Source organism: Pseudomonas sp. MIL19 (assembly GCF_028680365.1).
GTDB lineage: Bacteria > Pseudomonadota > Gammaproteobacteria > Pseudomonadales > Pseudomonadaceae > Aquipseudomonas > Aquipseudomonas spirodelae.
Map to the genome: position 1 here is coordinate 1 of NZ_JAPPVG010000003.1, position 23,190 is coordinate 23,190.

The following is a 23,190-nucleotide window of genomic DNA, read 5'->3' on the forward strand; positions in this document are numbered from 1 at the left end:
TCACCTCCAAGTCACCAGCGTGGCCACCACAGCCAGCTGGTTGCGCTTACGCGCAACGCGCCATGCCTGGCGCACCATAAAAAAGGGCGACCGAAGTCGCCCAAATTGCCTTGCGTGCCCTTTGCTCTAACGGATTCAGCCCTGCTTGCGCTTGTGCGAATCCTGCCAGATGAAATAACCAACACCGACGAAGAAGGCGACCATCAGACCGACGGTGCCGATACCCGCGAGAACTACGACATCGATAAACATGGTTGCCTCCTGCTTGAAGCCTGTGTGGGAATGGCTTCAAGGTAACAGGGGGACGTTGGCTGCAATTGATCCAGATCAACAATGGGCAGGCGCTGCCCGCATGGCCTCGTGATTAGCTGACCCAGATCAACGAATCTGCCTGCCGCCGAGTCAAATCAACGCTTTTTCGGTTTGCCGCCCGGCTTCTTCTTGCCCTTGGGCAATGGCAGGGCCTGCTCGAATGCGTCGCGCATTTCATTGAGCTTTTTATCCCGCAGGTCGTGGATGCGCTTATCGCGTTCGGCCGCGAAATCAATCAGCTTGTCGTCTTTGCTCATGGGATCGGCTTGATCAAACGAAAGGTCAGATTCAGGCGTGGCGCACAGGCACTGCGCGTTTTCGCCACTTGGTGCTGCCAATGATGCTGGGTTGGCCCGCGCATGACCAGCAGTGATCCATGCGACAACGGCAACGAGTGTTCAATACGCCCCTGCCCCTTGCGGCGCAGATCAAAACGCCGGGTGCCGCCCAGGTTAAGCGAGGCGATCAGCGGATTAACGCCTAGCTCGGCTTCATCATCACTGTGCCATCCCATGGAGTCCTGGCCATCGCGGTAATAGTTGAGCAGCACACCATTAAGTGGCTGCCCTACCGCGGCGACTACCTGGGCGCGAATCTGCTCCAGCAAGGGTGTCCAGGGCAACGGTTGATGGCTCAAGCCCGAGTAGCGATAAGCGGCCTCGGCATCGCCATACCAAGCCACCAGCCTTGGCACCGGCAGTTGCCGTCCGTAAATCTGCACCTGCGGTTGCTGCCAGGGGGTTTGTGCACTCAACTCGGCCAGCCAATGGTCGGCGGTTGAGCGGTCCAACCACTGCGCGTGCAGCTCCAGCTCAGCATTGGTTAGCGTTAAGGGGTTGTCGTCAAATAGATCCACTGGACCACACTCGCTGGACGTGACAACCCAGTGTGCACACCTCAGACCTCCACATCCACCCATAGCCCCTGACGTGGCAGCTCCTCAATGGCAGCTTCATCCTCGGCGTCCACCTCACCTTCGGCCAGTTCCTCGGGCGTATAGCCATGGCGACGCTGGCGCCGGCGCTGTTCTTCGCGTAGCAGCATCTCGGCCTCCTGGGGATGCCGTTTGTCCAGGCTCACAGCACTTTCCTTGGCGCTTTCGGCGGCGGCCGTGACCGGCGGGATTTCCGGGCGCGGCTTGACAACATCGTTCTGCACGGTCACGGGGGCCAGGCTATGGGGGATCGGTGGCAGCATTTTTCAGCCCTCCTTTGGTCAGACTGTCGGCCAGCGAGGCCGCGACTTGAGCGCGGCCTCGCTACACTTTTGAGCAACCAAACCACACAAAGTGCCCGACGTGCAGTATTGCGCCTTTGGTCAGGCCCGACGCTGCGTTAACATAGTCGGCTTTTTTACGCGGGAGACAAGCATGGCGCAGTATGAACCGGGGCAACGCTGGATTAGTGACAGCGAAGCGGAGCTGGGTTTGGGAACCGTTCTGATGCAGGACGGCCGCATGCTCACCGTGCTCTACCCGGCCACCGGCGAAACCCGCCAGTACGCCATGCGCAGTGCGCCGTTGACCCGCGTACGCTTCTCGCCGGGCGATGAAATCACCCACTTCGAAGGCTGGAAGCTGACCGTACAGGAAGTCGACGACATCGATGGCCTGCTGGTCTATCACGGCCTCAATGCGCAGCACGAAAGCGTCACCCTGCCGGAAACCCAGCTGTCGAACTTTATCCAGTTCCGCTTGGCCAGTGACCGCCTGTTTGCCGGGCAAATCGACCCGCTGCCGTGGTTCGCCCTGCGCTACCACACCCTGGATTACACCAGCCGCCAGTTGCAGTCCAGCCTCTGGGGCTTGGGCGGCGTGCGGGCGCAACCGATTGCGCACCAGCTGCACATCGCCCGCGAAGTCGCCGACCGTATCGCCCCGCGCGTATTGCTGGCCGACGAAGTGGGCCTGGGTAAAACCATCGAAGCCGGCCTGGTAATCCATCGCCAGCTGCTCTCCGGACGCGCCAATCGTGTACTGATCTTGGTGCCGGAAAACCTGCAGCACCAGTGGCTGGTCGAAATGCGCCGGCGCTTCAATCTGGATGTCGCGCTGTTCGACGAAGAGCGCTTTATCGAGAGCGATGCCAGCAACCCGTTCGAAGACTGCCAACTGGCGCTGGTTGCACTGGAATGGCTGTGTGAAGACGAAAAGGCCCAGGACGCGCTGTTTGCTGCCGGCTGGGACCTGCTGGTGGTCGACGAAGCCCACCACCTGGTCTGGCACCCAGAGCACGCCAGCGCCGAGTACGCGCTGGTCGAACAACTCGCCGAGATGATCCCCGGCGTGCTGCTGCTCACCGCTACCCCCGAGCAACTGGGCCAGGACAGCCACTTCGCGCGCCTGCGCCTGCTCGACCCGAATCGCTTCCATGACCTCGAAGCCTTCCGCGCTGAGAGCGAGCATTACAAGCCAATTGCCGAAGCCGTACAGGAGCTGCTGGATAAAGGGCACTTGTCCGACGCCGCGCACAAAACCATCCACGACTTCCTCGGTGACAGCGGTGAAGAACTGCTCAACGCGGTGAATGCCGGCGACAGCGACGCGTCGGCGCGCCTAGTACGTGAGCTGCTCGATCGCCACGGCACCGGCCGCCTGCTGTTCCGCAACACCCGCGCCGCCGTGCAGGGCTTCCCGGACCGCGAACTGCACCCTTACCCGCTGGCCAGCCCTGACGAATACATGGAGCTGCCGATTGGCGAGCATGCGGACCTCTATCCAGAAGTCAGCTACCAGGCGCAGACAGATGTCGATGAAGATCAGCGCTGGTGGAAGTTTGACCCGCGCGTTGAGTGGCTGATCGACACACTGAAGATGCTCAAAAAATTCAAAGTCCTGGTGATCTGCGCCCACGCCGAAACCGCCATGGACCTGGAAGACGCCTTGCGCGTGCGCAAAGGCATTCCTGCCACGGTGTTCCACGAAGGCATGAGCATCCTTGAGCGCGACCGCGCCGCGGCCTACTTCGCCGACGAAGAGTTCGGCGCCCAGGTGCTGATCTGCTCTGAAATCGGCTCCGAGGGTCGCAACTTCCAGTTTGCTCATCACCTGGTGTTGTTCGATCTGCCGGCACACCCTGACCTGCTCGAACAGCGTATCGGCCGCCTCGACCGGATCGGCCAGAAGCACCGTATTCAGCTGCACGTGCCTTATCTGGAAAACAGCCCGCAAGAGCGCCTGTTCCAGTGGTATCACCAGGCGCTGAATGCCTTCCTCGCCACCTGCCCGACCGGTAATGCCTTGCAGCACCAGTTTGGTAGCCGCCTGCTGCCGCTGCTGGAAAGCGGCGACGACGGTGAATGGCAAGCGCTGGTTGACGAAGCCACAGCCGAGCGCCTGCGCCTGGAAGACGAACTGCATGCCGGCCGCGACCGCCTGCTGGAACTCAATTCCGGCGGTGCCGGTGAGGGCGAGGCGCTGGTCGAGGCGATTCTTGAGCAAGACGACCAATTCGCCCTGCCGATCTATATGGAGCAGCTGTTCGACGCCTTTGGCATCGACAGCGAAGACCACTCCGATAACGCGCTGATCCTGCGCCCTAGCGAAAAAATGCTGGACGCCAGCTTCCCGCTCGGCGACGACGAAGGCGTGACAATCACCTACGACCGCGACATGGCGCTGGTGCGTGAAGACATGCAGTTCCTCACCTGGGAGCACCCCATGGTGCAGGGTGGCATGGACCTTGTGCGCTCCGGCTCGATGGGCAACACCGGCGTTGCGCTGATCAAAAACAAGGCGCTGAAACCCGGCACCGTGCTGCTGGAAATGCTCTACGTCAGTGAGGTGGTGGCGCCGCGCGCACTGCAACTGGGCCGTTATCTGCCGCCAATTGCCCTACGCTGCCTGCTCGATGCCAATGGCAACGACCTGGCGCACAAGGTGGCCTTTGAAACCCTCAACGATCAGTTGGAAAGCGTGCCGCGCGCCAGCGCCAACAAGTTCGTCCAAGCCCAACGCGACAGCCTCAACCCGCTGATTAATGCGGGCGAAAGCAAGGTCGCGCCACGCCATAACGAACGCGTGGAAGAAGCCAAACGGCGCCTGGCCGCCGAGACTGACGAGGAACTGGCCCGCCTGATCGCCCTGCAAGCGGTCAACCCTAGCGTGCGTGACAGCGAACTCGACGCCCTGCGCCAGCTGCGTGAGCAAGGCCTGGCCATGCTCGACAAAGCCGCCCTGCGCCTGGAAGCCATCCGCGTGTTGGTCGCCGGATAAGCCCAAGGGTTACCCCAGACAGCAAAAGGCCCGCAATTGCGGGCCTTTTGCTGTCTGGATCAAGCGTCAGGCTGGTACAACTTCAGCCATACCTCGCTGCATCTGCGCAGCATCGCTGACAAAGCACCGCGAGGCCTGCACCAGCGCCAGCATGGTCATAAACAAGGCCACCGGAATCAGGAACATGGCGTTGTGCAGCCCCACAGCTTTAAAGGACTCATTCATCTCACTCGCCCCCGCTGCGAGCATCGCCGCTTGCGAATAATGATCCGAGAGCACCCCAACCGCCACGGGCCCCAGGCCACCGCCGAGCAGATACAGGCCGGCAAAGAACAGCGCCATGGCCGTCGCACGCAGGCGCGGTTCGATCACATCCTGAATCGCGGTGTAAACGCAGGTGTAAAAGTTGTAGGAAAACAACCAGCCGATGCTGAACAACGCCACAAATACGGCGATCTCAACCCGCCCAGCAAACAGAGCGCAGCCCGTCGCCACAGCGGCAATCAACATACTTAGCGCAGCAAACAGCAGACGCCCGGTTTGCCAGCGCTGGTGAATCTTATCGGCTAGCCAGCCGCCCAAGGTCAGCCCCAACAACCCCGTCAAACCGACAATAACGCCGGTCGCCATCGCCGCTTGCTCCAACGGCAGCAGGAAATAGCGCTGCAGCATCGGCACCATAAATGAGTTGCACGCATAGGTGGCGAAGTTGAACGTCAGCCCGGCGACCACCAGCCACCAGAAGGTGCGAATCGCCAGCACCTTGCGTACCGGCTTATCCACCGGCGTTGTCAGTGACTTCACCTGTTCAGCCGCGCCGCGCGTAGGCTCTTTAATGAAGAACATAAACAGCGCCAGGATCAGCCCCGGTACTGCCGCAATAAAGAACGGCGCACGCCAGCTGTCGAAGGCCGCCACCATCGCCCCGATGGTGAAAAACGCCAACAGCAAACCAAGTGGCAACCCGAGCATAAAGATGCCCATGGCGCGAGCGCGCTTGTGTGCCGGGAACAAATCACCGATCAGCGAGTTCGCAGCCGGCGCATAGCTGGCCTCGCCAATCCCAACCCCCATGCGGATCAGCAGAAAACTCCAGAAATTCCAGGCCAGCCCATTGAGGGCGGTCAGGCCACTCCAGGCAGCTAAGCCCCAGCCCATGATCTTGCGCCGCGCACCCGTATCAGCCATGCGCCCCAGCGGTACACCGGCAATCGCATAGACGATGGTAAAGGCAGTGCCGATCAACCCCAGCTGCAGGTCGCTGAGGTCCCACTCCATGCGGATTGGCTCGATGATGATCGCCGGAATGGTGCGGTCGAAGAAGTTGAACAGGTTGGCAAGAAAAAGCAGGCACAAAATGCGCCAGGCATTCGTCGCTTGAAGGGACTGCTGCTGCATGGGATCCATCTCTAATTATTGTTATCGAAGCACGTCAGCCGCGTTTAGCCAGCTGCCGTGTCCAGCACCTACAAGGCCAATCTAGAGCCTTGCACCTAGGCTGTCTGTGACTATTTGCGCTGTGTATGCCGGGTAATGACCGCCCCGGCAAACAGCTCACGCATGGCATGTTTCAGCTAGCCCGATACGCGAAGCGCGACGGCGACCTGAAGAGCCATTGAGCGCAATTACGACAACCTTTCATCACGCAACAGCTCGCGCCACTCGCTAAGCCAGCCCAAGCCGGCACCAGTACCCGCTTCACCCGGCCGATACTCAGCCGCTAGCCAACCCCGATACCCCTGCTCACGCAAGGCTGCTAGCACTGGCACGAATTGCAGCTCACCCGTGCCCGGCGCGCCGCGCCCTGGATAATCGGCAAACTGCACATGGCCAATACGCCCGGCCAGCAGAGCAAGCCCCGCGGCGATATCCAAGCCCTGACGGGCCATGTGATAAAGGTCGTACTGCGCGCTCAGATTAGAGTGCGCAACGGCTTTGAGCAGCGCATCGAGCTGCTCCGGGGTATTGATCAGAAACCCTGGCATATCCAGTGGGTTGATTGCCTCGACCACCACAGCAATGCCCAATAACTGAAAGGCCTCGGCGGTCTTGCGCAGGTTGCTGACCAGGCAGGCCAGCGCCTGCTCAGGCTCAAGCCCCGCGGCCAGGCGCCCGGGCAACACGTTGACCAGCGCCGGGCGGACCATAGCGGCATAGCTCAGCGCCTCCTGCAACGCCGCCTCAAACTCGGCCTGACGTGCAGGCACCGCCGCCAAGCCCGCACCGCCGCTCATCAGATCACCCACCGGCAGGTTGATCAGCCGCAACGGCATACCTGCGGCCTCCAGCGCCTCCTTCAAAAGAATGGCCGGCAGCTCGTAAGGAAACTGAATTTCCACGCCATCAAAGCCGGCCGCCGCCGCAGCCACTACCCGCTCGATCAGCGGTAATTCCGTAAACAGCAGCGACAGGTTAGCGGCGATTTTCATGACTGAGACTCTTGATGCTTTGGCGCCCGGTACAGCTGCACCAGAGTTGCGGGGTCGCGTTCCAGATTGCCCTGGCTGCCGTGCTGACGCATCAGTTGCGCGGCTAAACCACTGAGCGGCGTGGCCGAGCCGATTTGCTGCGACAGCTTCACCGCTGTATCCAGGTCCTTCAGCAGGGTGCGCACATGCCATTTGACGGGCTCGAACTGACTCTCGGCCATTTGCGACGCGAGAATCTGCAGCGGTTTGGAGTCGGCAAAACCGCCGGCCAGCGCCGGGGCGATCAGGCTGGCATCGACACCTGCTTGCTCGGCCAGGGCCACCACTTCGGCGATCACCAGCGCATTACAGGCGACAATCATCTGGTTGCACACCTTGGTGACCTGGCCTGCGCCTACATCGCCCATGCGCGTCAGGCGTTGCCCAAGATGCGCAAGAATCGGCCGCACGCGCTCAACATCCTCGACCCGGCCACCGGCCATGATCGCCAAGGTGCCATTGGCCGCACCTAGAGTACCGCCGGACACCGGCGCATCGACCCAATGCATGCCACAACGAGCGTGCAACTCGGCGGCCATCGCACGGGTGGCTGCCGGTTCCAGGCTGGAGAAGTCCACCAACAGCTGCCCTGGCTTGGCCGTTTCAGCAATGCCACCCGGGCCGAACACCACCTCGCGCACCACCTCAGTGTTGGCCAAGCAAAGCATTACAATATCGGCCTGGGCGCAAAGCTGCGCCGGGCTCGCCACCGCGTGCGCGCCCAGCGCCTGCAGTGGGGTGCACTTCTCACTCGAACGGTTCCAGACCGTCAGCGCAAAACCAGCGGCCAGCAGGCGCCGGGTCATGGGCAGGCCCATCAGGCCAATACCGGCAAAGGCCAAAGCAGGAAGGGCTGTAGACATAAGCAGACTCCAATTCAATCAAGGCCGCTATCTTAGCCCAGGTTGCACCGGCATCCGCCTTGCCCCGTCAACGTCCGCACAATGGCGTACGGTTTTGCACGCCAACACAGAATTGAGTGAAAACCGGTTGGCGCAGACCTGCTGCACTGGCCGCCGTGAAGCGGCTTACAAGCCATCCTTTTGCAGATGATCGAGATTAACCGGCTCGCCGCTGTGGGCGCCGAGCTTGGCACGAATGTCCTCGAACATCTGATCGAACTCGCTATGGCTACGCATAATCAGACTGCTGTTGGTGGGCAAACCATGTTTATGCCCCAGACGGCTGGCCACACTGGCGAAGTTGTAGGCGGTGTCACGGTGCAACTCGAAGACTTCTTCAAAGGCTTTGCCGTCCACCTGCCCTTGCATGCGCATGTGTAGCATCGCGCCTTCACTCGGGTCCTGGCGCACCTCGTAATAGAGGTCGACGCTGAAGAGCGGCATCTCAGCCGTAGCGATGCTGTTGGCGCGATGCAAATGACCGGGCTCAAACATGCTGATGGTTCCCCTTATCAGTCCGTGGTGCTGCCAGCATAGTTGCTCAGCTTGTGCATGGCGCACGCGCCAACTCAGTGCAGAGGTGCGCGCGCGAGTCGTTCTTGCGCCAGCACCCAGGGCGCGACGACCACCGCCCACAGCTCTGGATCGCGCTTTTGCAGGTCTTCAGCCTGGCTGTCATCAACCCGGCTCAGTTGCCCTGCCGCCAGCCAGGCGGAAACCTTGGCCTGGTCGTTCTGCGCCACCGCCTGCGCGACGTCGATCAGGTCCAGCGCAGCGTCTACCAGCAACAACGCACCGCGGGCGAAGGTCGGTTGCAGCTCCTGCCAGGTAATCGGCGCCGTTTCGCCAAGCAGCTTGGCATAGAGGGTGCTAGGTTGTTCTGTCATGGGTAGCTCAGACATGGGGTGCCCTGTTAGTGATGGCTGTATTAGAAATCGGCCGCCATGATAGCGTCGACCCGCCTGCTGGCAAATTCGCGACGTCGCCAGCGACGAGAAAGACACGCCGTTTTTCTATACATTTGTTGTGTTAAAGCGACACCCCAAGGTTTTGCCCCCAGCAAGCTGCTTTCCAAGCCGCGAAGCCGCGCTCTACACTGCACCGGTACAGTTGCCGGGGGGATGGCCGGGGAAACAACCCGGTTCTGCAGCTTTGGCCGCCAGAACTACAACAATCAAAACCAATAAGAGTGGAGCACTATGAACAAGGCTACTAAGCAGATTTCCAAACTGTTTGCCGCCATGGCCATGGCTGGCGTTGCCAGCTACTCGGTAGCAGCAGACACCATCAAAATTGGCCTGGCAGGCCCCGTCACCGGCGCCGTAGCGCAATACGGTGAGATGCAGTTCATCGGTGCCAAAATGGCCATCGAGCAGATCAACAAAGCCGGCGGCGTAAACGGCGCCATGCTCGAAGGCGTGGTTTATGACGACGCTTGCGACCCGAAACAAGCGGTTGCCGTGGCCAACAAGATCGTCAACGACGAAGTTAAATTCGTGGTTGGCCACCTGTGCTCCAGCTCTACTCAGCCCGCGTCCGATATTTACGAAGACGAAGGCATCCTGATGATTACCGCGGCCTCCACCAGCCCGGACATCACCTCGCGCGGTTATGAACTGATTTTCCGCACCATCGGCCTGGACAGCCTGCAGGGCCCAACCGCGGGTAACTTCATCGCTGACCACGTCAAGCCCAAAGCTGTTGCCGTGATCCATGACAAGCAGCAGTACGGCGAAGGCATTGCCACCGCGGTCAAGCAGACCCTGGAAAGCAAAGGCACCAAGGTTGTTCTGTTCGAAGGCATCAACGCCGGCGATAAGGACTTCTCCTCGATGATCTCCAAGCTTAAGCAAGCCGGTGTCGACTTCGTTTACTACGGCGGCTACCACCCAGAGCTGGGTCTGCTGCTGCGCCAAGCGTCCGAGAAAGGCCTGAGCGTCAAGTTCATGGGTCCTGAAGGCGTGGGCAACAAGGAAATCTCGGCCATCGCAGGCCCGGCTTCCGAAGGCATGCTAGTCACCCTGCCGAAGTCGTTCGACCAGGACCCACGCAACCAGGCGCTGGTTGATGCGTTCAAAGCCAAGAACGAAGACCCAAGCGGCCCGTTCGTATTCCCTGCCTATGCCGCTGTTCAGGTAATCGCTGAAGGCATCACTAAAGCAGGTGGTACCGACACCGCGAAAGTGGCCGCAGCCCTGCGCGCCAACAGCTTTGATACCCCGACTGGCAGCCTGAGCTTCGATGAGAAGGGTGACCTGAAGGACTTCAGCTTCGTGGTGTACGAGTGGCACCAGGACGGCACCAAGTCCGAAGCCAAGTAAGCCTCCCCGCCTGAACCCAAAGCCCACTGCACATGCCGTGGGCTTTGCTTATTAGAAGAATTCCGGTTGCATGCTGCGCCTTAAGCGCTGCCTTGCGTGCCACCCAGGAGTTAGGCAATGCCTGATCTGTATCACTACCTGCAACAGCTGGTTAACGGCCTGACCGTTGGCAGCACCTACGCCCTGATAGCCATCGGCTACACCATGGTTTACGGCATCATCGGCATGATCAACTTCGCCCACGGCGAGGTGTACATGATTGGCTCGTATGTCGCGTTTATCGCGATTGCCGGCCTGACCATGCTGGGGCTCGACAGCCTGCCACTGCTGATGATCGCCGCCTTTGCCGGCAGCATTATTATTGCCAGTGCTTACGGCTATAGCATCGAACGGGTCGCCTACCGGCCACTGCGCGGCGGTAACCGTCTCATCCCGCTGATTTCCGCCATCGGCATGTCGATTTTCCTGCAAAACGAAGTGCTGCTGGCCCAGGATTCAAAAGACAAAGCCATCCCTAACCTGCTGCCCGGCAACTTCGTGTTTGGTGAAAGCGCGATGAATGGCGTGGTGATTTCCTACATGCAGGTGCTGGTTTTCGTCGTCACCTTCTTCGTGATGCTCGGCCTGACCCTGTTCATCTCACGCTCCCGCCTGGGCCGCGCCTGCCGCGCCTGTGCAGAAGACCTGAAGATGGCCAACCTGCTGGGCATCAACACCAACAACATCATTGCCCTGACCTTCGTCATCGGCGCAGCCCTGGCCGGTGTCGCCGCGGTGCTGCTGGGCATGCAATACGGCGTGATCAACCCCCACTTGGGCTTCCTCGCCGGGATCAAGGCCTTCACCGCCGCGGTACTGGGCGGCATCGGCAGCATTCCGGGCGCGGTTCTCGGCGGCCTGTTACTCGGTCTGGCCGAGGCGTTTGGTGCCGACATTTTCGGCGACCAATACAAGGATGTGGTGGCCTTCAGCCTATTGGTGCTGGTGTTGCTGTTCCGTCCTACGGGCATCCTCGGTCGTCCGGAGGTTGAAAAAGTATGAGTACTGCCATCACCAAAAACCTCAAGACCGCGATTTTCAGCGCCCTGCTGGTGCTGGCCGTGGCCTATCCGGTACTCGGCCTGAAGCTGACGACTGTCGGCATCAAGCTCGAAGTGCAAGGCGCCAGCCCGGCGATTATCTGGACCATCGCCGGCTGCGCCATCGCCATGTTCTTTTGGCAATTGTTCCGTAGCCAACTGAGTGCGGCCTGGAACCAGGTACCGAGCCTGCCGAGCGTGCCGAGCAAGGCGAGCAACTTCCTCACCCTGCCCTCGACCCAGCGCTGGATCATCCTTGGCCTGATCATGGTCGCCCTGGCCTGGCCGTTCTTTGGTTCGCGCGGCGCGGTGGATATCGCCACCCTGATCCTGATCTACGTAATGCTCGGCCTCGGCTTGAACATCGTGGTGGGTTTGGCCGGCTTGCTCGACCTGGGTTACGTCGGGTTCTACGCGGTCGGTGCCTACAGCTATGCACTGCTGTCGCACTACTACGGCTTGGGCTTCTGGGTGTGCCTGCCGATTGCCGGCCTGATGGCGGCATTCTTCGGCTTTATCCTCGGCTTCCCGGTGCTGCGTCTGCGCGGTGACTATTTGGCCATCGTCACCCTCGGTTTCGGCGAGATCATCCGCATCCTGCTGCGTAACATGACCGAGCTGACCGGCGGCCCCAACGGCATCAGCAACATCGACAAACCGACGCTGTTCGGCCTGTCGTTCGAGCGCCGCGCGGCCGAAGGGATGCAAACCTTCCACGAGTATTTCGGCGTCGCCTACAACTCGATCAACAAGGTGATCTTCCTCTACCTGATCGCTCTGCTGCTGGTGTTGCTGACCCTGTTCGTGATCAATCGCCTGCTGCGTATGCCGATTGGCCGGGCCTGGGAAGCCCTGCGTGAGGACGAAATCGCCTGCCGCGCGCTGGGCATGAACCCGACCATCATCAAGCTCTCGGCGTTCACCCTGGGCGCGACCTTCGCTGGTTTCGCCGGCAGTTTCTTCGCCGCGCGCCAAGGGCTGGTGACTCCGGAATCGTTCACCTTTATCGAGTCGGCGATCATTCTGGCCATCGTCGTGCTGGGCGGCATGGGATCGCAACTCGGCATCATCCTCGCTGCCGTGGTGATGATTCTGCTGCCCGAACTGATGCGTGAGTTCAGCGAGTACCGCATGCTGATGTTCGGTGCGCTGATGGTATTCATGATGATCTGGCGTCCGCAGGGCTTGCTGCCCATGCAACGTCCACACCTGGAGCTGAAACGATGAGCCGCCCGATTCTAGAAGTAAGCGGCCTGTCCATGCGCTTCGGCGGCCTGCTGGCCGTCAACGGCGTCGGTTTGTCCGTGAAAGAGAAGCAAGTGGTGTCGATGATCGGCCCCAATGGTGCCGGCAAGACCACCGTGTTCAACTGCCTGACCGGCTTCTACCAGCCCACCGCGGGCAGCATCAGCCTGGATGGCGAGCGCATCGAGGGCCTACCGGGCCACAAGATCGCCCGCAAAGGTGTAGTCCGCACCTTCCAAAACGTGCGCCTGTTCAAAGACATGACCGCAGTGGAAAACCTGCTGGTGGCGCAACATCGCCACCTCAACACCAACTTCCTCTCCGGACTGTTCAAGACCCCGGCGTTTCGCAAAAGCGAGCGCGAGGCTATGGATTACGCCGCGCATTGGCTGGATCAGGTCAACCTGACCGAGTTCGCCAACCGCCCGGCAGGCACCCTGGCCTACGGTCAGCAACGCCGCCTGGAAATCGCCCGCTGCATGATGACCCGCCCGCGCATCCTGATGCTCGACGAACCCGCTGCAGGCCTCAACCCGCGCGAAACCGACGACCTCAAAGCGCTGATTGGCATGCTGCGCGATAAGCACAACGTGACCGTGCTGCTGATTGAGCACGACATGAAACTGGTCATGAGCATTTCCGACCACATCTATGTGATCAACCAGGGCACGCCCCTGGCGGACGGTACGCCGGAGCAAATCCGCGAGAACCCGGACGTGATCAAAGCCTACCTGGGGGAAGCGTGATGCTGTATTTCGAGAACGTTTCCACCTTCTACGGCAAGATCCAGGCACTGCACGACGTCAACGTTGAAGTCCGTCAAGGTGAGATCGTCACCCTGATCGGCGCCAACGGGGCGGGCAAGTCGACCCTGCTGATGACCCTGTGCGGCAACCCACAGGCCAGCAGCGGCAGTATTCGCTACCAAGGCGAAGAACTGATCGGCATGGACACCCCCGAGATCATGCGCAAGAGCATTGCCGTGGTCCCAGAAGGTCGCCGCGTGTTCGCCCGCCTGACCGTGGAGGAAAACCTGGAAATGGGCGGGTTCTTCGGCAGCAAAGCCGATAACCAGGAGCAGATGGACAAGGTCTTGCTGCTCTTCCCGCGCCTGAAGGAACGCTTTGCCCAGCGCGCTGGCACCATGTCCGGTGGTGAACAGCAAATGCTCGCCATCGGCCGTGCGCTGATGAGCAAGCCAACCCTGCTGCTGCTCGATGAGCCGTCGCTGGGCTTGGCACCGATCATCATCCAGCAGATTTTCGACATCATCGAACAGCTGCGCAAAGATGGCGTGACGGTGTTCCTGGTCGAGCAAAACGCCAACCAGGCGCTCAAGCTCGCGGACCGTGGCTACGTGCTGGAAAACGGCCGAATCGTTATGCAGGGCAGCGGTGAAGAATTGCTAACCAACCCTAAAGTACGCGATGCGTACCTAGGCGGCTAACCACCCGCGCAATAAAAAACCGCCCCCTCGGGCGGTTTTTTATTGCCGCGTAAAAAGTCAGACCCGGAGCATTTCCACTAGGCAGCAGATTTATCGTCGCCATCCGCCTGATCTTCCGTGCATAGCCGCTACGGACAGTTACAATAGCGACCCTTTGTTTTTTGATGACTGCTTTTTATGACCGAGCCTGTTCGCCTGTCCAAACGCCTGATTGAAGTGATCGGCTGTTCGCGCCGCGAGGCCGAGCTGTATATCGAGGGCGGCTGGGTCACGGTGGACGGCGTGGTCGTCGAAGAGCCGCAATTCAAAGTTGGCGAGCAACGCGTCGAATTACTCGCCGATGCCGTGCTCACCCCCAGCGAGCCGGTTACCCTGCTGCTCAACGTACCTGCCGGGCACTACCCCGATCGCGCCATCGAGAGCATCGGCGCAGCTAACCATTGGGCAGACGACGCCAGCGGCATCCGCCCACTGAAAAGTCATTTCGCCCGCCTGAATAGCTGCGCGCCGCTGCAAGCCGGTGCTGATGGCCTGCACGTGCTGACTCAGGACTGGCGCATCGAGCGCAAGCTCAAAGAAGACCTGAACAAGCTTGAGCAGGAATATGTGGTCGAGGTCATCGGCACCTTGAGCGCCAGCCAACTCAAGCGCCTGGCTCAGGGCCTGATTTTTAACGGCGTGGCCTTGCCGCCGTGCAAAGTCAGCTGGCAGAACGAAACGCGCCTACGCTTCGCCTTGAAGAATCCGCTGCCCGGCCAGCTTGTCTTTATGTGCAACAGTGTCGACCTCAAGGTACTGAGCATGAAGCGCATCCGCATCGGCGGCGTGTCGATGGGCAAGGTGCCGCCTGGGCAGTGGCGCTACCTGGCCGGCAAAGAACGTTTCTAATTTTTTAGCTGATGCGTCTTGTGCATCAGCCCTTTTCAGGATCACCCCATGCTTAATAACGACATACTGCGCAGCCTGCGCTACACCCTCAACATCAGCGATGCGCAGATGGCCGAAATCTTCCAGCTGAGCGGCAAAAAAATCAGCGTAGCCGAGCTCAGCCCGCTGCTGAAAAAGGATGATGAAGAGGGTTTTACCGTTTGCGACGATGAGTTGATGGCGCACTTTCTCGATGGCCTGGTGTACTTCAAACGTGGCAAAGATGACAGCCGTCCGGGCCAACCTTTCGAGCTGCCAATCACCAACAACATCGTGCTGAAAAAATTGCGCGTGGCGTTCGAGTTGAAAGAAGACGACATGCATGCGGTCATGAACAGCGTCGACTGCCCGGTTTCCAAGCCGGAAATGAGCGCACTGTTCCGCAAAGTCGGCCATAGCAACTACCGCGCCTGCGGTGATCAATTCCTGCGTAACTTCCTCAAGGGCCTTACCCTGCGCGTACGCGGCGAATAACTCAGTCTTGTGCCATGCGCCCTGCATGGCAGCGTATTTCCAAGAACAATAGTGCCTGCCGCACGGCAGGCGCACGATTAGGCTGGTGGCATTCATCCCCCTGAGGAATTGCCATGCACCCCTATTTCGATCTGCAAGGTCGCACTGCCCTGGTCACCGGCGGCACACGCGGCATCGGCAAGATGATCGCCAAAGCCTTTGTTGAAGCCGGCGCAACGGTTTATGTCTGCGCTCGCGACGGCGAGGCTTGCGCGCAAACGGCTGCCGAACTCTCTGCGTTTGGCATTTGCCACGGCCTAGCCGCCAATCTGGCCAGCGAAGAAGGCGTACAGGTATTGGCCGCCGAGCTAAGCAGCCGTACTGGTCAACTCGATATCCTGGTCAACAACGCCGGTACCACCTGGGGCGCACCGCTGGAAAGCTACCCAGCCAAGGGCTGGGAGAAGGTCATGCAGCTCAACGTGACCTCGGTGTTCAGCTGCATCCAGCAATTACTGCCGCTGCTGCGCAAGGCCGGCAGCGCAGCCAACCCGGCACGGGTGATCAATATTGGTTCGGTGGCGGGCATCAGCTCTCATGGCGAAGACGCCTATGCCTATGGCCCGAGCAAGGCAGCCCTGCACCAATTGTCGCGCATGCTGGCCCGCGAACTGGTCAGCCAGCACATCAACGTCAACGTGATCGCGCCAGGGCGCTTCCCGAGCAAGATGACCCAACATATCGCTTCCGATGAGGCTGCCATGGCCGAAGACACGGCGCTGATCCCGATGAAGCGCTGGGGTCGCGAAGAGGAAATGGCTGCCCTGGCAATTAGCCTGGCCAGCACCGCCGGGGCCTATATGACGGGGACAATTATCCCCATCGACGGCGGTTTTCACCTCTAGCAGGCTGTCGCGTACTATGGCGGCGTTTATCATCAGATCACGCCGCCATGCCTTACTCCGTCTCACCTATTGGTTTTGTTCGTTCCTGCTTCAAGGAGAAATTCGCCATCCCGCGCCAGCCGCAACTGGCACCCGCGGCGCGTGGCGTATTGGAGTTGATCGCCCCTTTCGATAACGGCGAAGCAGTCCAAGGCCTAGAGCAGGTCAGCCATGTCTGGCTACTGTTCCTGTTTCACCAAGCCCTGGAAGATAAACCACGCTTGAAAGTGCGCCCACCGCGCTTGGGTGGCAACCAGTCGGTCGGCGTGTTCAGCACCCGCGCCACCCACCGCCCCAACGGCATCGGTCAGTCAGTGGTCAAGCTAGACAAGGTCGAACCGGGCAAGCTCTGGCTCTCCGGCATTGATTTGCTCGACGGCACCCCGGTATTGGATATCAAACCCTACGTGCCCTATGCCGATAGCGTGACAGGTGCCTACAACCGCATTGCCGACAGTGCACCAGCATTGATCGACGTCAGCTGGCAGGACAGTGCACTCACCCAGGCCCACACGCACGGCCAACGACTGGCTGAGCCCTTAGTCGAGCTGATCGAACAATGCCTGGCCCAGGACCCGCGCCCGGCCTATCAGCAGCCTTCCCCCGAGCGCCGTTACGGCGTGCGCTTCTGGGATGTCGATGTGCACTGGCATTACCCGCAGCCGGGAAGCATCTGCGTGCTGGATGTGCTGCTGGCCGACTGACTACTATTCCAAGCCAAGCTGGCCTGCTCGGGCGACCATCCAAAAACCGCCGCACACTCGACCTTTATTTTGTCTTATATTTACAAATTAAATGTATACAAAATAAGGAGTCTACTGATGCTTGAACGTCCCGGCCGCCTCAATGGTTTACGCCACTTAGCCCTGCTGGTTCCCAACCTGGAAGCTTGCGAACGCTTCTACGTGGATATTCTCGGCATGCAGGTGCTGCACCGCGCCAATGAGGATCTGGTTTACCTGACCTGCGGCAACGATAACCTTTCCCTGGGCCGCGCCTTTGTGCCCAGCAGCGGTGAACAGGCGGTGGATCACTACGGTTTTATCGTCGACAGCATCGATGAACTGCACGCCTGGTATCACTACCTCAAGGAACAAGGCGTGACCCTGCTCGACCGGCCTTTCGCTCACGGCGACGGTGCGCACAGCTTTCACCTGCTCGACCCCGCGGGCAATAAAGTACAGCCCATTTATCATCCAGCGGTTTCCGGGCAGAGCTTTAACCCCGCGGTGTAGAGGCAAGTCGCCGCTGCGCGGAAATCAGCTTAATTAAACAGAGAGCCGCACCACAACAGGCTAAACAAGCATTCACTGTTTACTGGCTTACAGGTAAGGTGGTACCAAAGGCTATGCTGCCAAGTGGCCAGTATTATTTTGTGCATCGCCATCATCAGTAATCGTATTGTGAGTGTATGAAAGCCAGTACATACGTCCCAAGCGGGAATTTAGTTGACCTGCTTCTCGATGCCATCTGCGTCGTAGATACGTCTGGACGTTTCGTCTTCGTCAGCGCGGCCTGCCAGCGCATCTTTGGTTACAGCCCTGACGAGATGGTTGGTAAGGTCATGATCGAGATGGTGCACCCCGAAGACCGTGACAAAACCCTGCTAGCTGCGCAGGAAGTCATGGCGGGCACCAGCAAACTCCACTTTGAAAACCGCTACTTCCGCAAGGATGGCAGCACTGTGCACATTCTCTGGTCCGCACGCTGGTCAGGGGACGAGCAAATGCGTATCGCGGTGGCTCACGACATTACCGAGCGCAAGCGCAACGAAGCGCTACAAACCGCCTTGTATGGCATATCTGAGGTCGCCCATTCAGCCAAGGATTTGTTCGATTTGTTTGAACAAGTGCATCAGCTGATTAGTACATTGCTGCCAGCTGCCAGTTTCTCGGTGGCGCTTTACGATGAGCAGAATGAAAAGCTGAGCTTTCCCTATCCAACGATAAAACAACCCAAACAGGTTGCAGATGCAGGCCCCAGTGTCGAGACGCTAAGCGCCGAAGTAATGCGCAATGGCAAGACACTGCTGCTGTCAGGCCATCATGAAACCCCAACTATTCAGTGCTGCCAGGTCACTTCTGAGTACTGCTGGCTCGGCGTTCCACTGAAATCACACAAGGGGGTTATCGGTGCACTGATCGTGCAGAACCATGCCCAAAGCACACAGTGCAGCGAGCGCGATCAAGAGTTGCTGCAATTTGTCTCAACTCAAGTGGCCACGGCTATCGAGCGTCAACAGATGCTCAGCCGCTTACAGTTTATGGCGCAATACGACCCACTCACTCAATTACCAAATCGCGAACTGTTACGCGACCGAATGCAAACGGCCATGGCCCGTGCGCGCCGTGAGCAGTCGCAAGTGGCGCTGCTGTTTCTCGACTTGGACAAGTTCAAGCAGGTCAACGACAGCCTTGGTCATGCCGCCGGTGATTTACTGCTACAAGGCGTCGCCCAACGAATCCAGCTATGTCTGCGCGAGGCCGATACGGTGGCCCGCTTTGCCGGTGATGAATTCGTCGTACTGTTGGAGGATTTCCACTCGGCCGATCACGCCAGCGCAGTGGCCGAAAAAATCCGCCATTGCCTTAACCAGCCCTTCGATCTCGATGGACAGAGCCAGACCATCTGCCCGAGCATCGGTATCGCCCTGTATCCGCAGCATGCTCAAGATGAACAACAGCTGCTGCAACATGCCGACAACGCCATGTACCGGGCCAAGCAGAAAGGCGGAAACCGTGCGCATAGCGCTCTGGAGCCTGAGTAAGGCATATGAAAAAGCCCGCCAATTGGCGGGCTTTTTACTGACGTAGCGCTTACTTCTCGACGAAGGCACGCTCAATCAGGTAGTCACCCGGCTCGCGCATACGGACCGAAACCTGCAGGCCGAACTCGTTGAGCACTTCACTGGTCTCATCGAGCATGCTTGGGCTGCCGCAGATCATCGCACGGTCATCCTGCGGGTTGATCGGTGGCAAGCCGATGTCATGGAACAGCTTGCCGCTGCGCATCAGGTCGGTCAGACGGCCTTGATTCTCGAACGGCTCACGGGTCACCGTCGGGTAGTAAATCAACTTGCCCTTCAATGCATCACCGAAGAATTCATTACGCGGCAGATGCTCAGTGATGAACTCGCGATAGGCCACTTCGTTCACATAGCGTACGCCGTGAACCAGAATCACCTTTTCGAAGCGCTCGTACGTCTCCGGGTCCTGAATCACACTCATAAAAGGTGCCAAGCCGGTGCCCGTACTGAGCAAATACAGGTGTTTTCCAGGCTTGAGATCATCCAGCACCAAGGTGCCGGTGGGCTTCTTGCTGATGATGATCTCGTCGCCTTCTTTAAGGTGTTGCAGCTGCGAGGTCAGCGGACCATCAGGCACCTTAATGCTGAAAAACTCCAGGTGCTCTTCCCAGTTAGGGCTGGCGATTGAATAGGCGCGCATCAGCGGACGCCCGTTATCCTGCTGCAGGCCGATCATCACAAACTGACCATTCTCGAAACGCAGACCCGGATCGCGGGTGCACTTGAAGCTGAACAACGTATCGTTCCAGTGATGAACACTCAGAATACGCTCAGCGTTAAGGTTGCTCATGCTCGGGGCTCCGCAGAAGGTAATGTAGCCAGCGCGTTTTGGCGCAATTGCGAGGCATTGTAATGAGCGGCTCAATATCTGTTAACTTGATTATCAAGATATAGGTTATCGGTTATATAGATATGCGATTTACAATCAGGCAACTGCAAATTTTCGTCGCCGTAGCTCAACAGGAAAGCGTCTCGCGCGCGGCGGATTCATTGGCCTTGTCGCAATCGGCGACCAGCACCTCACTGAGCGAACTGGAGCGTCAATCCGACTGCCAACTGTTCGACCGCGCCGGCAAACGTCTGCGCCTCAATGCCCTCGGCCTGCAGTTGCTGCCCCAGGCCGTCGCCTTGCTCGACCAGGCCAAGGAGATCGAACGCCTGCTGGGCGGCAAGAGCGGCTTTGGCTCACTGAATGTCGGCGCCACCCTGACCGTCGGCAACTATTTAGCCACGCTGCTGATCGGTAATTTCATGCAGCGCCACCCCGAGTGCCGGGTCACGCTGCAGGTGCACAACACGGCTTATGTGGTGCAGCAGATTGCCCACTACGAGCTGGATATGGGCATGATCGAAGGGGATTGCCAGCATCCGGACATTGAGGTGCAGCCCTGGGTTGAAGACGAGCTGGTGGTGTTCTGTGCGCCGCAGCATGCGTTGGCGCAACGCCGCGAGGCGAGTTTGGAAGAGCTGACGCACGAGGCATGGATACTGCGTGAGCAAGGCTCTGGCACCCGCCTGACATTTGACCAGGCCATGCGTCATCACCGCAGCGGCCTGAATATCCGCCTGGAGCTGGAGCACACTGAAGCGATCAAACGGGCGGTGGAGTCGGGCCTGGGGATTGGCTGTATTTCCCGCCTGGCGCTGCGTGATGCATTTCGCCGTGGCAGCCTGGTGGCGGTGGAAACACCTGAGCTGGACCTGCGCCGGCAGTTCTACTTTATCTGGCATAAACAGAAGTACCAGACTGCCGCCATGCGTGAATTTATCGAGCTGTGCCGTGCCCTGACTGCAGGTGTCACGCGCAGCGATCAGATTGTTCTGCCAACCATCGCCTGAGCTGAGAATTAACCGAGCAGAATAATCGCCCACACCAGGGCAATCAGGCTGAGGGCAATAAACTGGGCGGCGCTGCCCATGTCCTTGGCGTTCTTCGACAGCGGGTGCAGTTCCAGCGAGATGCGATCAATCGCCGCTTCTACCGCCGAGTTGAGCAACTCGACAATCAGTGCCAGCAGGCATACAGCAACCATTAACGCGCGCTCGACGCGGCTGACATCCAGAAAGAACGCCACAGGCACCAGCACCAGATTGATCAACAACAACTGGCGGAATGCGGCTTCACCAGTGAATGCAGCACGCAGGCCAGCCAACGAATAACCGGTGGCATTAAGAATACGTTTAAGGCCCGTCTGGCCTTTGAATGGCGACATCATCACGACCATGTGCAGAGAAGCCCGGCAGGCTACGCCAAGCCGTGGATAAAAGCACTTCAGTTAGGAGGGTATCGATTCCAACTGCTGCAACAGCAACGCCGCCTGCGTGCGAGTGCGCACACCCAGCTTGCGGAAAATCGCCGTGACATGGGCTTTCACCGTGGCTTCAGACACGCTCAGTTCATAAGCGATCTGCTTGTTCAGCAAGCCGTCGCACACCATGGTCAGCACGCGGAACTGCTGTGGCGTGAGGCTGGCCAAGCCGGCACTGGCGGCCTTCGCCTCGGCCGACAAGGCAATCGCTTCCGGGCTCTGCTGCGGCCACCACACCTCACCGTCGAGCACCAGGCGCACAGCTTGCTGAATGGTTTCCAGCGGGCTGGACTTGGGAATAAAGCCGCTGGCCCCGAACTCCCGCGAGCGCGCAACGATGGTCGGTTCTTCCTGGGAAGAAATCATCACCACCGGGATATGCGGATATTGCCCACGCAGCAACACCAAACCCGAAAACCCGTAGGCACCCGGCATGTTGAGATCAAGCAGGACCAGATCCCAATCGGTTTTCTCCGCCAGGCAGGCCTCAAGTTCGGCAATGCTGGCCGCTTCAACCAGCTTTACATCCGGGCCCAGCCCCAGGGTCAGGGCCTGCTGCAAGGCACTGCGGAACAAAGGGTGATCATCGGCAATAAGGATTTCAAATGCGGCCATGGTGAATCCTGTTTTTGTTATGTGGATACCCGCCAGGGGTAATGTCCAAGGCTCGGAACAGTACGTGCAGGGCGCAGGGTTGCCGCGCAAGCAAACCTGATATCGCAGAAAAGCGCACCAGCATGCCGAGCGCTGACGGGGTGGTCAAGCACGATGCTTTGCGGCACAGTTCGCAGCTTTGCCGACGAGAGCCTTAAATGCGAAGCCACGCCCTGCGCGCTGACCTGTTGATGCTAGTGACCGCCATGATTTGGGGCTCATCCTTTGTCGCCCAGCGCTTGGGCATGGATTCGATCGGACCGTTCCTTTATACCGGCCTGCGCTTTGCGCTGGCCGCGGTGATTCTACTGCCCGTGCTGCGTCTGCTGGAGAGCCGCACCAGAAACACTGCTGCGGTCGTACCGTTAAACCGTCAACTGCTGCGCGGCGGCGTGCTGATGGGCCTGGCCCTGGCGCTGGGGATCAACTTGCAGCAGGTTGGCCTGCTGTTCACCAGCGTGACTAACTCAGGCTTTATCACCGGCTTGTACGTGATTGTCGTGCCGCTACTCGGACTGTTTATCGGCCACAAGACCGGCCTGGGTATCTGGCTGGGAGCTTGCCTCGCGGTAGTCGGGATGTTCTTACTGAGCGTCGGCGAGGGCTTTCATGTGGCCTCCGGCGATTGGCTGCAACTGGCCGGCGCCTTCGTTTGGGGCGTGCATGTGCTGCTGGTGGGGTTCTTTGCCGGCCGTCATGACCCACTGCGACTGGCCTTGGTGCAGTTCATCACCTGCGCGGTGATCAGCCTGGTGCTGGCGCTGATCTTTGAAGAAATTCAGCTGCACGCGATCATCGCGGCAGGGCCTGCACTTCTCTATGGCGGAGTGATTGGCGTGGCCGTCGGCTTTACCCTGCAGGTGGTGGCGCAGAAAGACGCCATCGCCTCCCACGCCGCCATTATTCTCTCGCTGGAGGCGGTATTCGCCGCCATCGCCGGGGCCTGGTTGCTAGGCGAGTCACTGGAGCTGCGCGGCTACTTCGGCTGTGCATTGATGTTCGCCGGCATGCTACTGGCGCAGCTGTGGCCGAGAAAACTGGCCCCGCATCAGGCCGCTTAAAACCTGTCTTGCCGAGCCTGTGGTTACCCGGGCTCGGCAAAGCCGTTCG

The 23,190-nt window shown here is 59.5% G+C and carries 26 protein-coding genes; 14 read left to right on the top strand and 12 right to left on the bottom strand.

Going from position 1 to position 23,190, the window contains the following annotated elements; translation table 11 throughout:
- Positions 1-135: 135 nt before the first annotated feature.
- The 4 genes from ccoM to N1078_RS03105 all read right to left on the bottom strand — a co-directional run bounded on the left by ccoM (position 136) and on the right by N1078_RS03105 (position 1,509).
- On the bottom strand, positions 136-252 hold the full coding sequence (gene ccoM, locus N1078_RS19525; RefSeq protein ID WP_276605876.1) for a cytochrome c oxidase subunit CcoM: 117 nt from the start codon (positions 250-252) through the stop codon (positions 136-138).
- A gap of 155 nt (positions 253-407) precedes the next feature.
- Entirely contained in the window at positions 408-569 is a 162-nt protein-coding gene (locus N1078_RS03095) for a hypothetical protein (RefSeq protein WP_274086738.1), read from the bottom strand.
- Positions 566-1,168 carry an alpha-ketoglutarate-dependent dioxygenase AlkB family protein gene (locus tag N1078_RS03100; RefSeq protein WP_274086739.1) on the bottom strand — a complete coding sequence of 201 codons (603 nt, stop codon included), beginning with the start codon at positions 1,166-1,168 and terminating at the stop codon, positions 566-568. The genes N1078_RS03095 and N1078_RS03100 overlap by 4 nt, the downstream gene beginning before the upstream one ends.
- Positions 1,169-1,209: 41 nt before the next feature.
- Positions 1,210-1,509 carry an aspartate-semialdehyde dehydrogenase gene (locus N1078_RS03105; protein WP_274086740.1) on the bottom strand — a complete coding sequence of 100 codons (300 nt, stop codon included), beginning with the start codon at positions 1,507-1,509 and terminating at the stop codon, positions 1,210-1,212.
- 172 nt (positions 1,510-1,681) lie between these two features.
- On the opposite strand from N1078_RS03105, the gene rapA reads away from it, so the two are divergent.
- Positions 1,682-4,525 (top strand): RNA polymerase-associated protein RapA, encoded by a 2,844-nt coding sequence (gene rapA, locus N1078_RS03110; protein WP_274086741.1) that lies wholly within the window; start codon positions 1,682-1,684, stop codon positions 4,523-4,525.
- A 66-nt stretch (positions 4,526-4,591) separates the two neighbouring features.
- On the opposite strand, the gene N1078_RS03115 is transcribed toward rapA, so the two are convergent.
- The 5 genes from N1078_RS03115 to N1078_RS03135 form a co-directional block, all read right to left on the bottom strand.
- On the bottom strand, positions 4,592-5,923 hold the full coding sequence (locus N1078_RS03115) for a spinster family MFS transporter (protein WP_274086742.1): 1,332 nt from the start codon (positions 5,921-5,923) through the stop codon (positions 4,592-4,594).
- A gap of 227 nt (positions 5,924-6,150) precedes the next feature.
- Entirely contained in the window at positions 6,151-6,954 is an 804-nt protein-coding gene (locus tag N1078_RS03120) for a hydroxypyruvate isomerase family protein (RefSeq protein WP_274086743.1), read from the bottom strand.
- The gene (locus N1078_RS03125; protein WP_274086744.1) at positions 6,951-7,856 is read right to left on the bottom strand and encodes an NAD(P)-dependent oxidoreductase; all 906 of its coding nucleotides are present in this window, start codon (positions 7,854-7,856) and stop codon (positions 6,951-6,953) included. Before N1078_RS03125 ends, N1078_RS03120 begins: the two co-directional genes overlap by 4 nt.
- Positions 7,857-8,021: 165 nt before the next feature.
- Positions 8,022-8,390: a DUF5064 family protein gene (locus N1078_RS03130; protein ID WP_274086745.1), complete on the bottom strand. Its 369-nt coding sequence runs from the start codon at positions 8,388-8,390 to the stop codon at positions 8,022-8,024.
- Between the two features lie 74 nt (positions 8,391-8,464).
- Complete coding sequence (locus tag N1078_RS03135) at positions 8,465-8,782, bottom strand: DUF2288 family protein (RefSeq protein WP_274086746.1); 318 nt, start codon at positions 8,780-8,782, stop codon at positions 8,465-8,467.
- A gap of 312 nt (positions 8,783-9,094) precedes the next feature.
- On the opposite strand from N1078_RS03135, the gene N1078_RS03140 reads away from it, so the two are divergent.
- The 11 genes from N1078_RS03140 (at position 9,095) to N1078_RS03190 (ending at position 19,078) form a co-directional block, all read left to right on the top strand.
- Positions 9,095-10,216, top strand: a complete 1,122-nt coding sequence (locus tag N1078_RS03140) for a branched-chain amino acid ABC transporter substrate-binding protein (protein ID WP_274086747.1) — start codon at positions 9,095-9,097, stop codon at positions 10,214-10,216.
- Between the two features lie 117 nt (positions 10,217-10,333).
- Complete coding sequence (gene livH, locus N1078_RS03145) at positions 10,334-11,257, top strand: high-affinity branched-chain amino acid ABC transporter permease LivH (RefSeq protein WP_274086748.1); 924 nt, start codon at positions 10,334-10,336, stop codon at positions 11,255-11,257.
- A complete protein-coding gene (locus N1078_RS03150; protein ID WP_411912027.1) occupies positions 11,254-12,522 on the top strand; it encodes a high-affinity branched-chain amino acid ABC transporter permease LivM in 1,269 nt (422 codons plus the stop codon). Before livH ends, N1078_RS03150 begins: the two co-directional genes overlap by 4 nt.
- Entirely contained in the window at positions 12,519-13,286 is a 768-nt protein-coding gene (livG, locus tag N1078_RS03155) for a high-affinity branched-chain amino acid ABC transporter ATP-binding protein LivG (protein ID WP_274086749.1), read from the top strand. Before N1078_RS03150 ends, livG begins: the two co-directional genes overlap by 4 nt.
- Complete coding sequence (locus tag N1078_RS03160) at positions 13,286-13,987, top strand: ABC transporter ATP-binding protein (RefSeq protein ID WP_274086750.1); 702 nt, start codon at positions 13,286-13,288, stop codon at positions 13,985-13,987. The genes livG and N1078_RS03160 overlap by 1 nt, the downstream gene beginning before the upstream one ends.
- A 177-nt stretch (positions 13,988-14,164) precedes the next feature.
- Entirely contained in the window at positions 14,165-14,875 is a 711-nt protein-coding gene (locus tag N1078_RS03165) for an rRNA pseudouridine synthase (RefSeq protein ID WP_274086751.1), read from the top strand.
- A gap of 48 nt (positions 14,876-14,923) precedes the next feature.
- A complete protein-coding gene (locus tag N1078_RS03170; RefSeq protein ID WP_274086752.1) occupies positions 14,924-15,388 on the top strand; it encodes a DUF1456 family protein in 465 nt (154 codons plus the stop codon).
- A gap of 113 nt (positions 15,389-15,501) precedes the next feature.
- Positions 15,502-16,272 (top strand): SDR family oxidoreductase, encoded by a 771-nt coding sequence (locus tag N1078_RS03175; protein ID WP_274086753.1) that lies wholly within the window; start codon positions 15,502-15,504, stop codon positions 16,270-16,272.
- A 47-nt stretch (positions 16,273-16,319) separates the two neighbouring features.
- The gene (tsaA, locus tag N1078_RS03180) at positions 16,320-17,015 is read left to right on the top strand and encodes a tRNA (N6-threonylcarbamoyladenosine(37)-N6)-methyltransferase TrmO (RefSeq protein ID WP_274086754.1); all 696 of its coding nucleotides are present in this window, start codon (positions 16,320-16,322) and stop codon (positions 17,013-17,015) included.
- A gap of 117 nt (positions 17,016-17,132) precedes the next feature.
- A complete protein-coding gene (locus N1078_RS03185) occupies positions 17,133-17,546 on the top strand; it encodes a VOC family protein (protein ID WP_274086755.1) in 414 nt (137 codons plus the stop codon).
- Between the two features lie 176 nt (positions 17,547-17,722).
- Positions 17,723-19,078 carry a GGDEF domain-containing protein gene (locus N1078_RS03190; RefSeq protein WP_274086756.1) on the top strand — a complete coding sequence of 452 codons (1,356 nt, stop codon included), beginning with the start codon at positions 17,723-17,725 and terminating at the stop codon, positions 19,076-19,078.
- 49 nt (positions 19,079-19,127) lie between these two features.
- Here N1078_RS03190 and fpr read toward each other — a convergent pair whose 3' ends face one another.
- On the bottom strand, positions 19,128-19,907 hold the full coding sequence (fpr, locus tag N1078_RS03195; protein WP_274086757.1) for a ferredoxin-NADP reductase: 780 nt from the start codon (positions 19,905-19,907) through the stop codon (positions 19,128-19,130).
- Between the two features lie 122 nt (positions 19,908-20,029).
- On the opposite strand from fpr, the gene N1078_RS03200 reads away from it, so the two are divergent.
- Positions 20,030-20,956: a LysR family transcriptional regulator gene (locus tag N1078_RS03200; protein ID WP_274086758.1), complete on the top strand. Its 927-nt coding sequence runs from the start codon at positions 20,030-20,032 to the stop codon at positions 20,954-20,956.
- Between the two features lie 8 nt (positions 20,957-20,964).
- Here the strand turns inward: N1078_RS03200 and N1078_RS03205 are convergent, their stop codons facing one another.
- Together N1078_RS03205 and erdR are read right to left on the bottom strand one after the other, a co-directional pair.
- Positions 20,965-21,336 carry a diacylglycerol kinase gene (locus N1078_RS03205; protein WP_274086991.1) on the bottom strand — a complete coding sequence of 124 codons (372 nt, stop codon included), beginning with the start codon at positions 21,334-21,336 and terminating at the stop codon, positions 20,965-20,967.
- Between the two features lie 57 nt (positions 21,337-21,393).
- Positions 21,394-22,041, bottom strand: a complete 648-nt coding sequence (gene erdR, locus N1078_RS03210) for a response regulator transcription factor ErdR (RefSeq protein ID WP_274086759.1) — start codon at positions 22,039-22,041, stop codon at positions 21,394-21,396.
- Positions 22,042-22,238: 197 nt separating this feature from the next.
- Between erdR and N1078_RS03215 the strand changes: the two genes are divergently transcribed.
- Positions 22,239-23,141, top strand: coding sequence for a DMT family transporter (locus N1078_RS03215; RefSeq protein WP_274086760.1), 903 nt, complete (start codon positions 22,239-22,241; stop codon positions 23,139-23,141).
- Positions 23,142-23,190 lie beyond the last annotated feature (49 nt).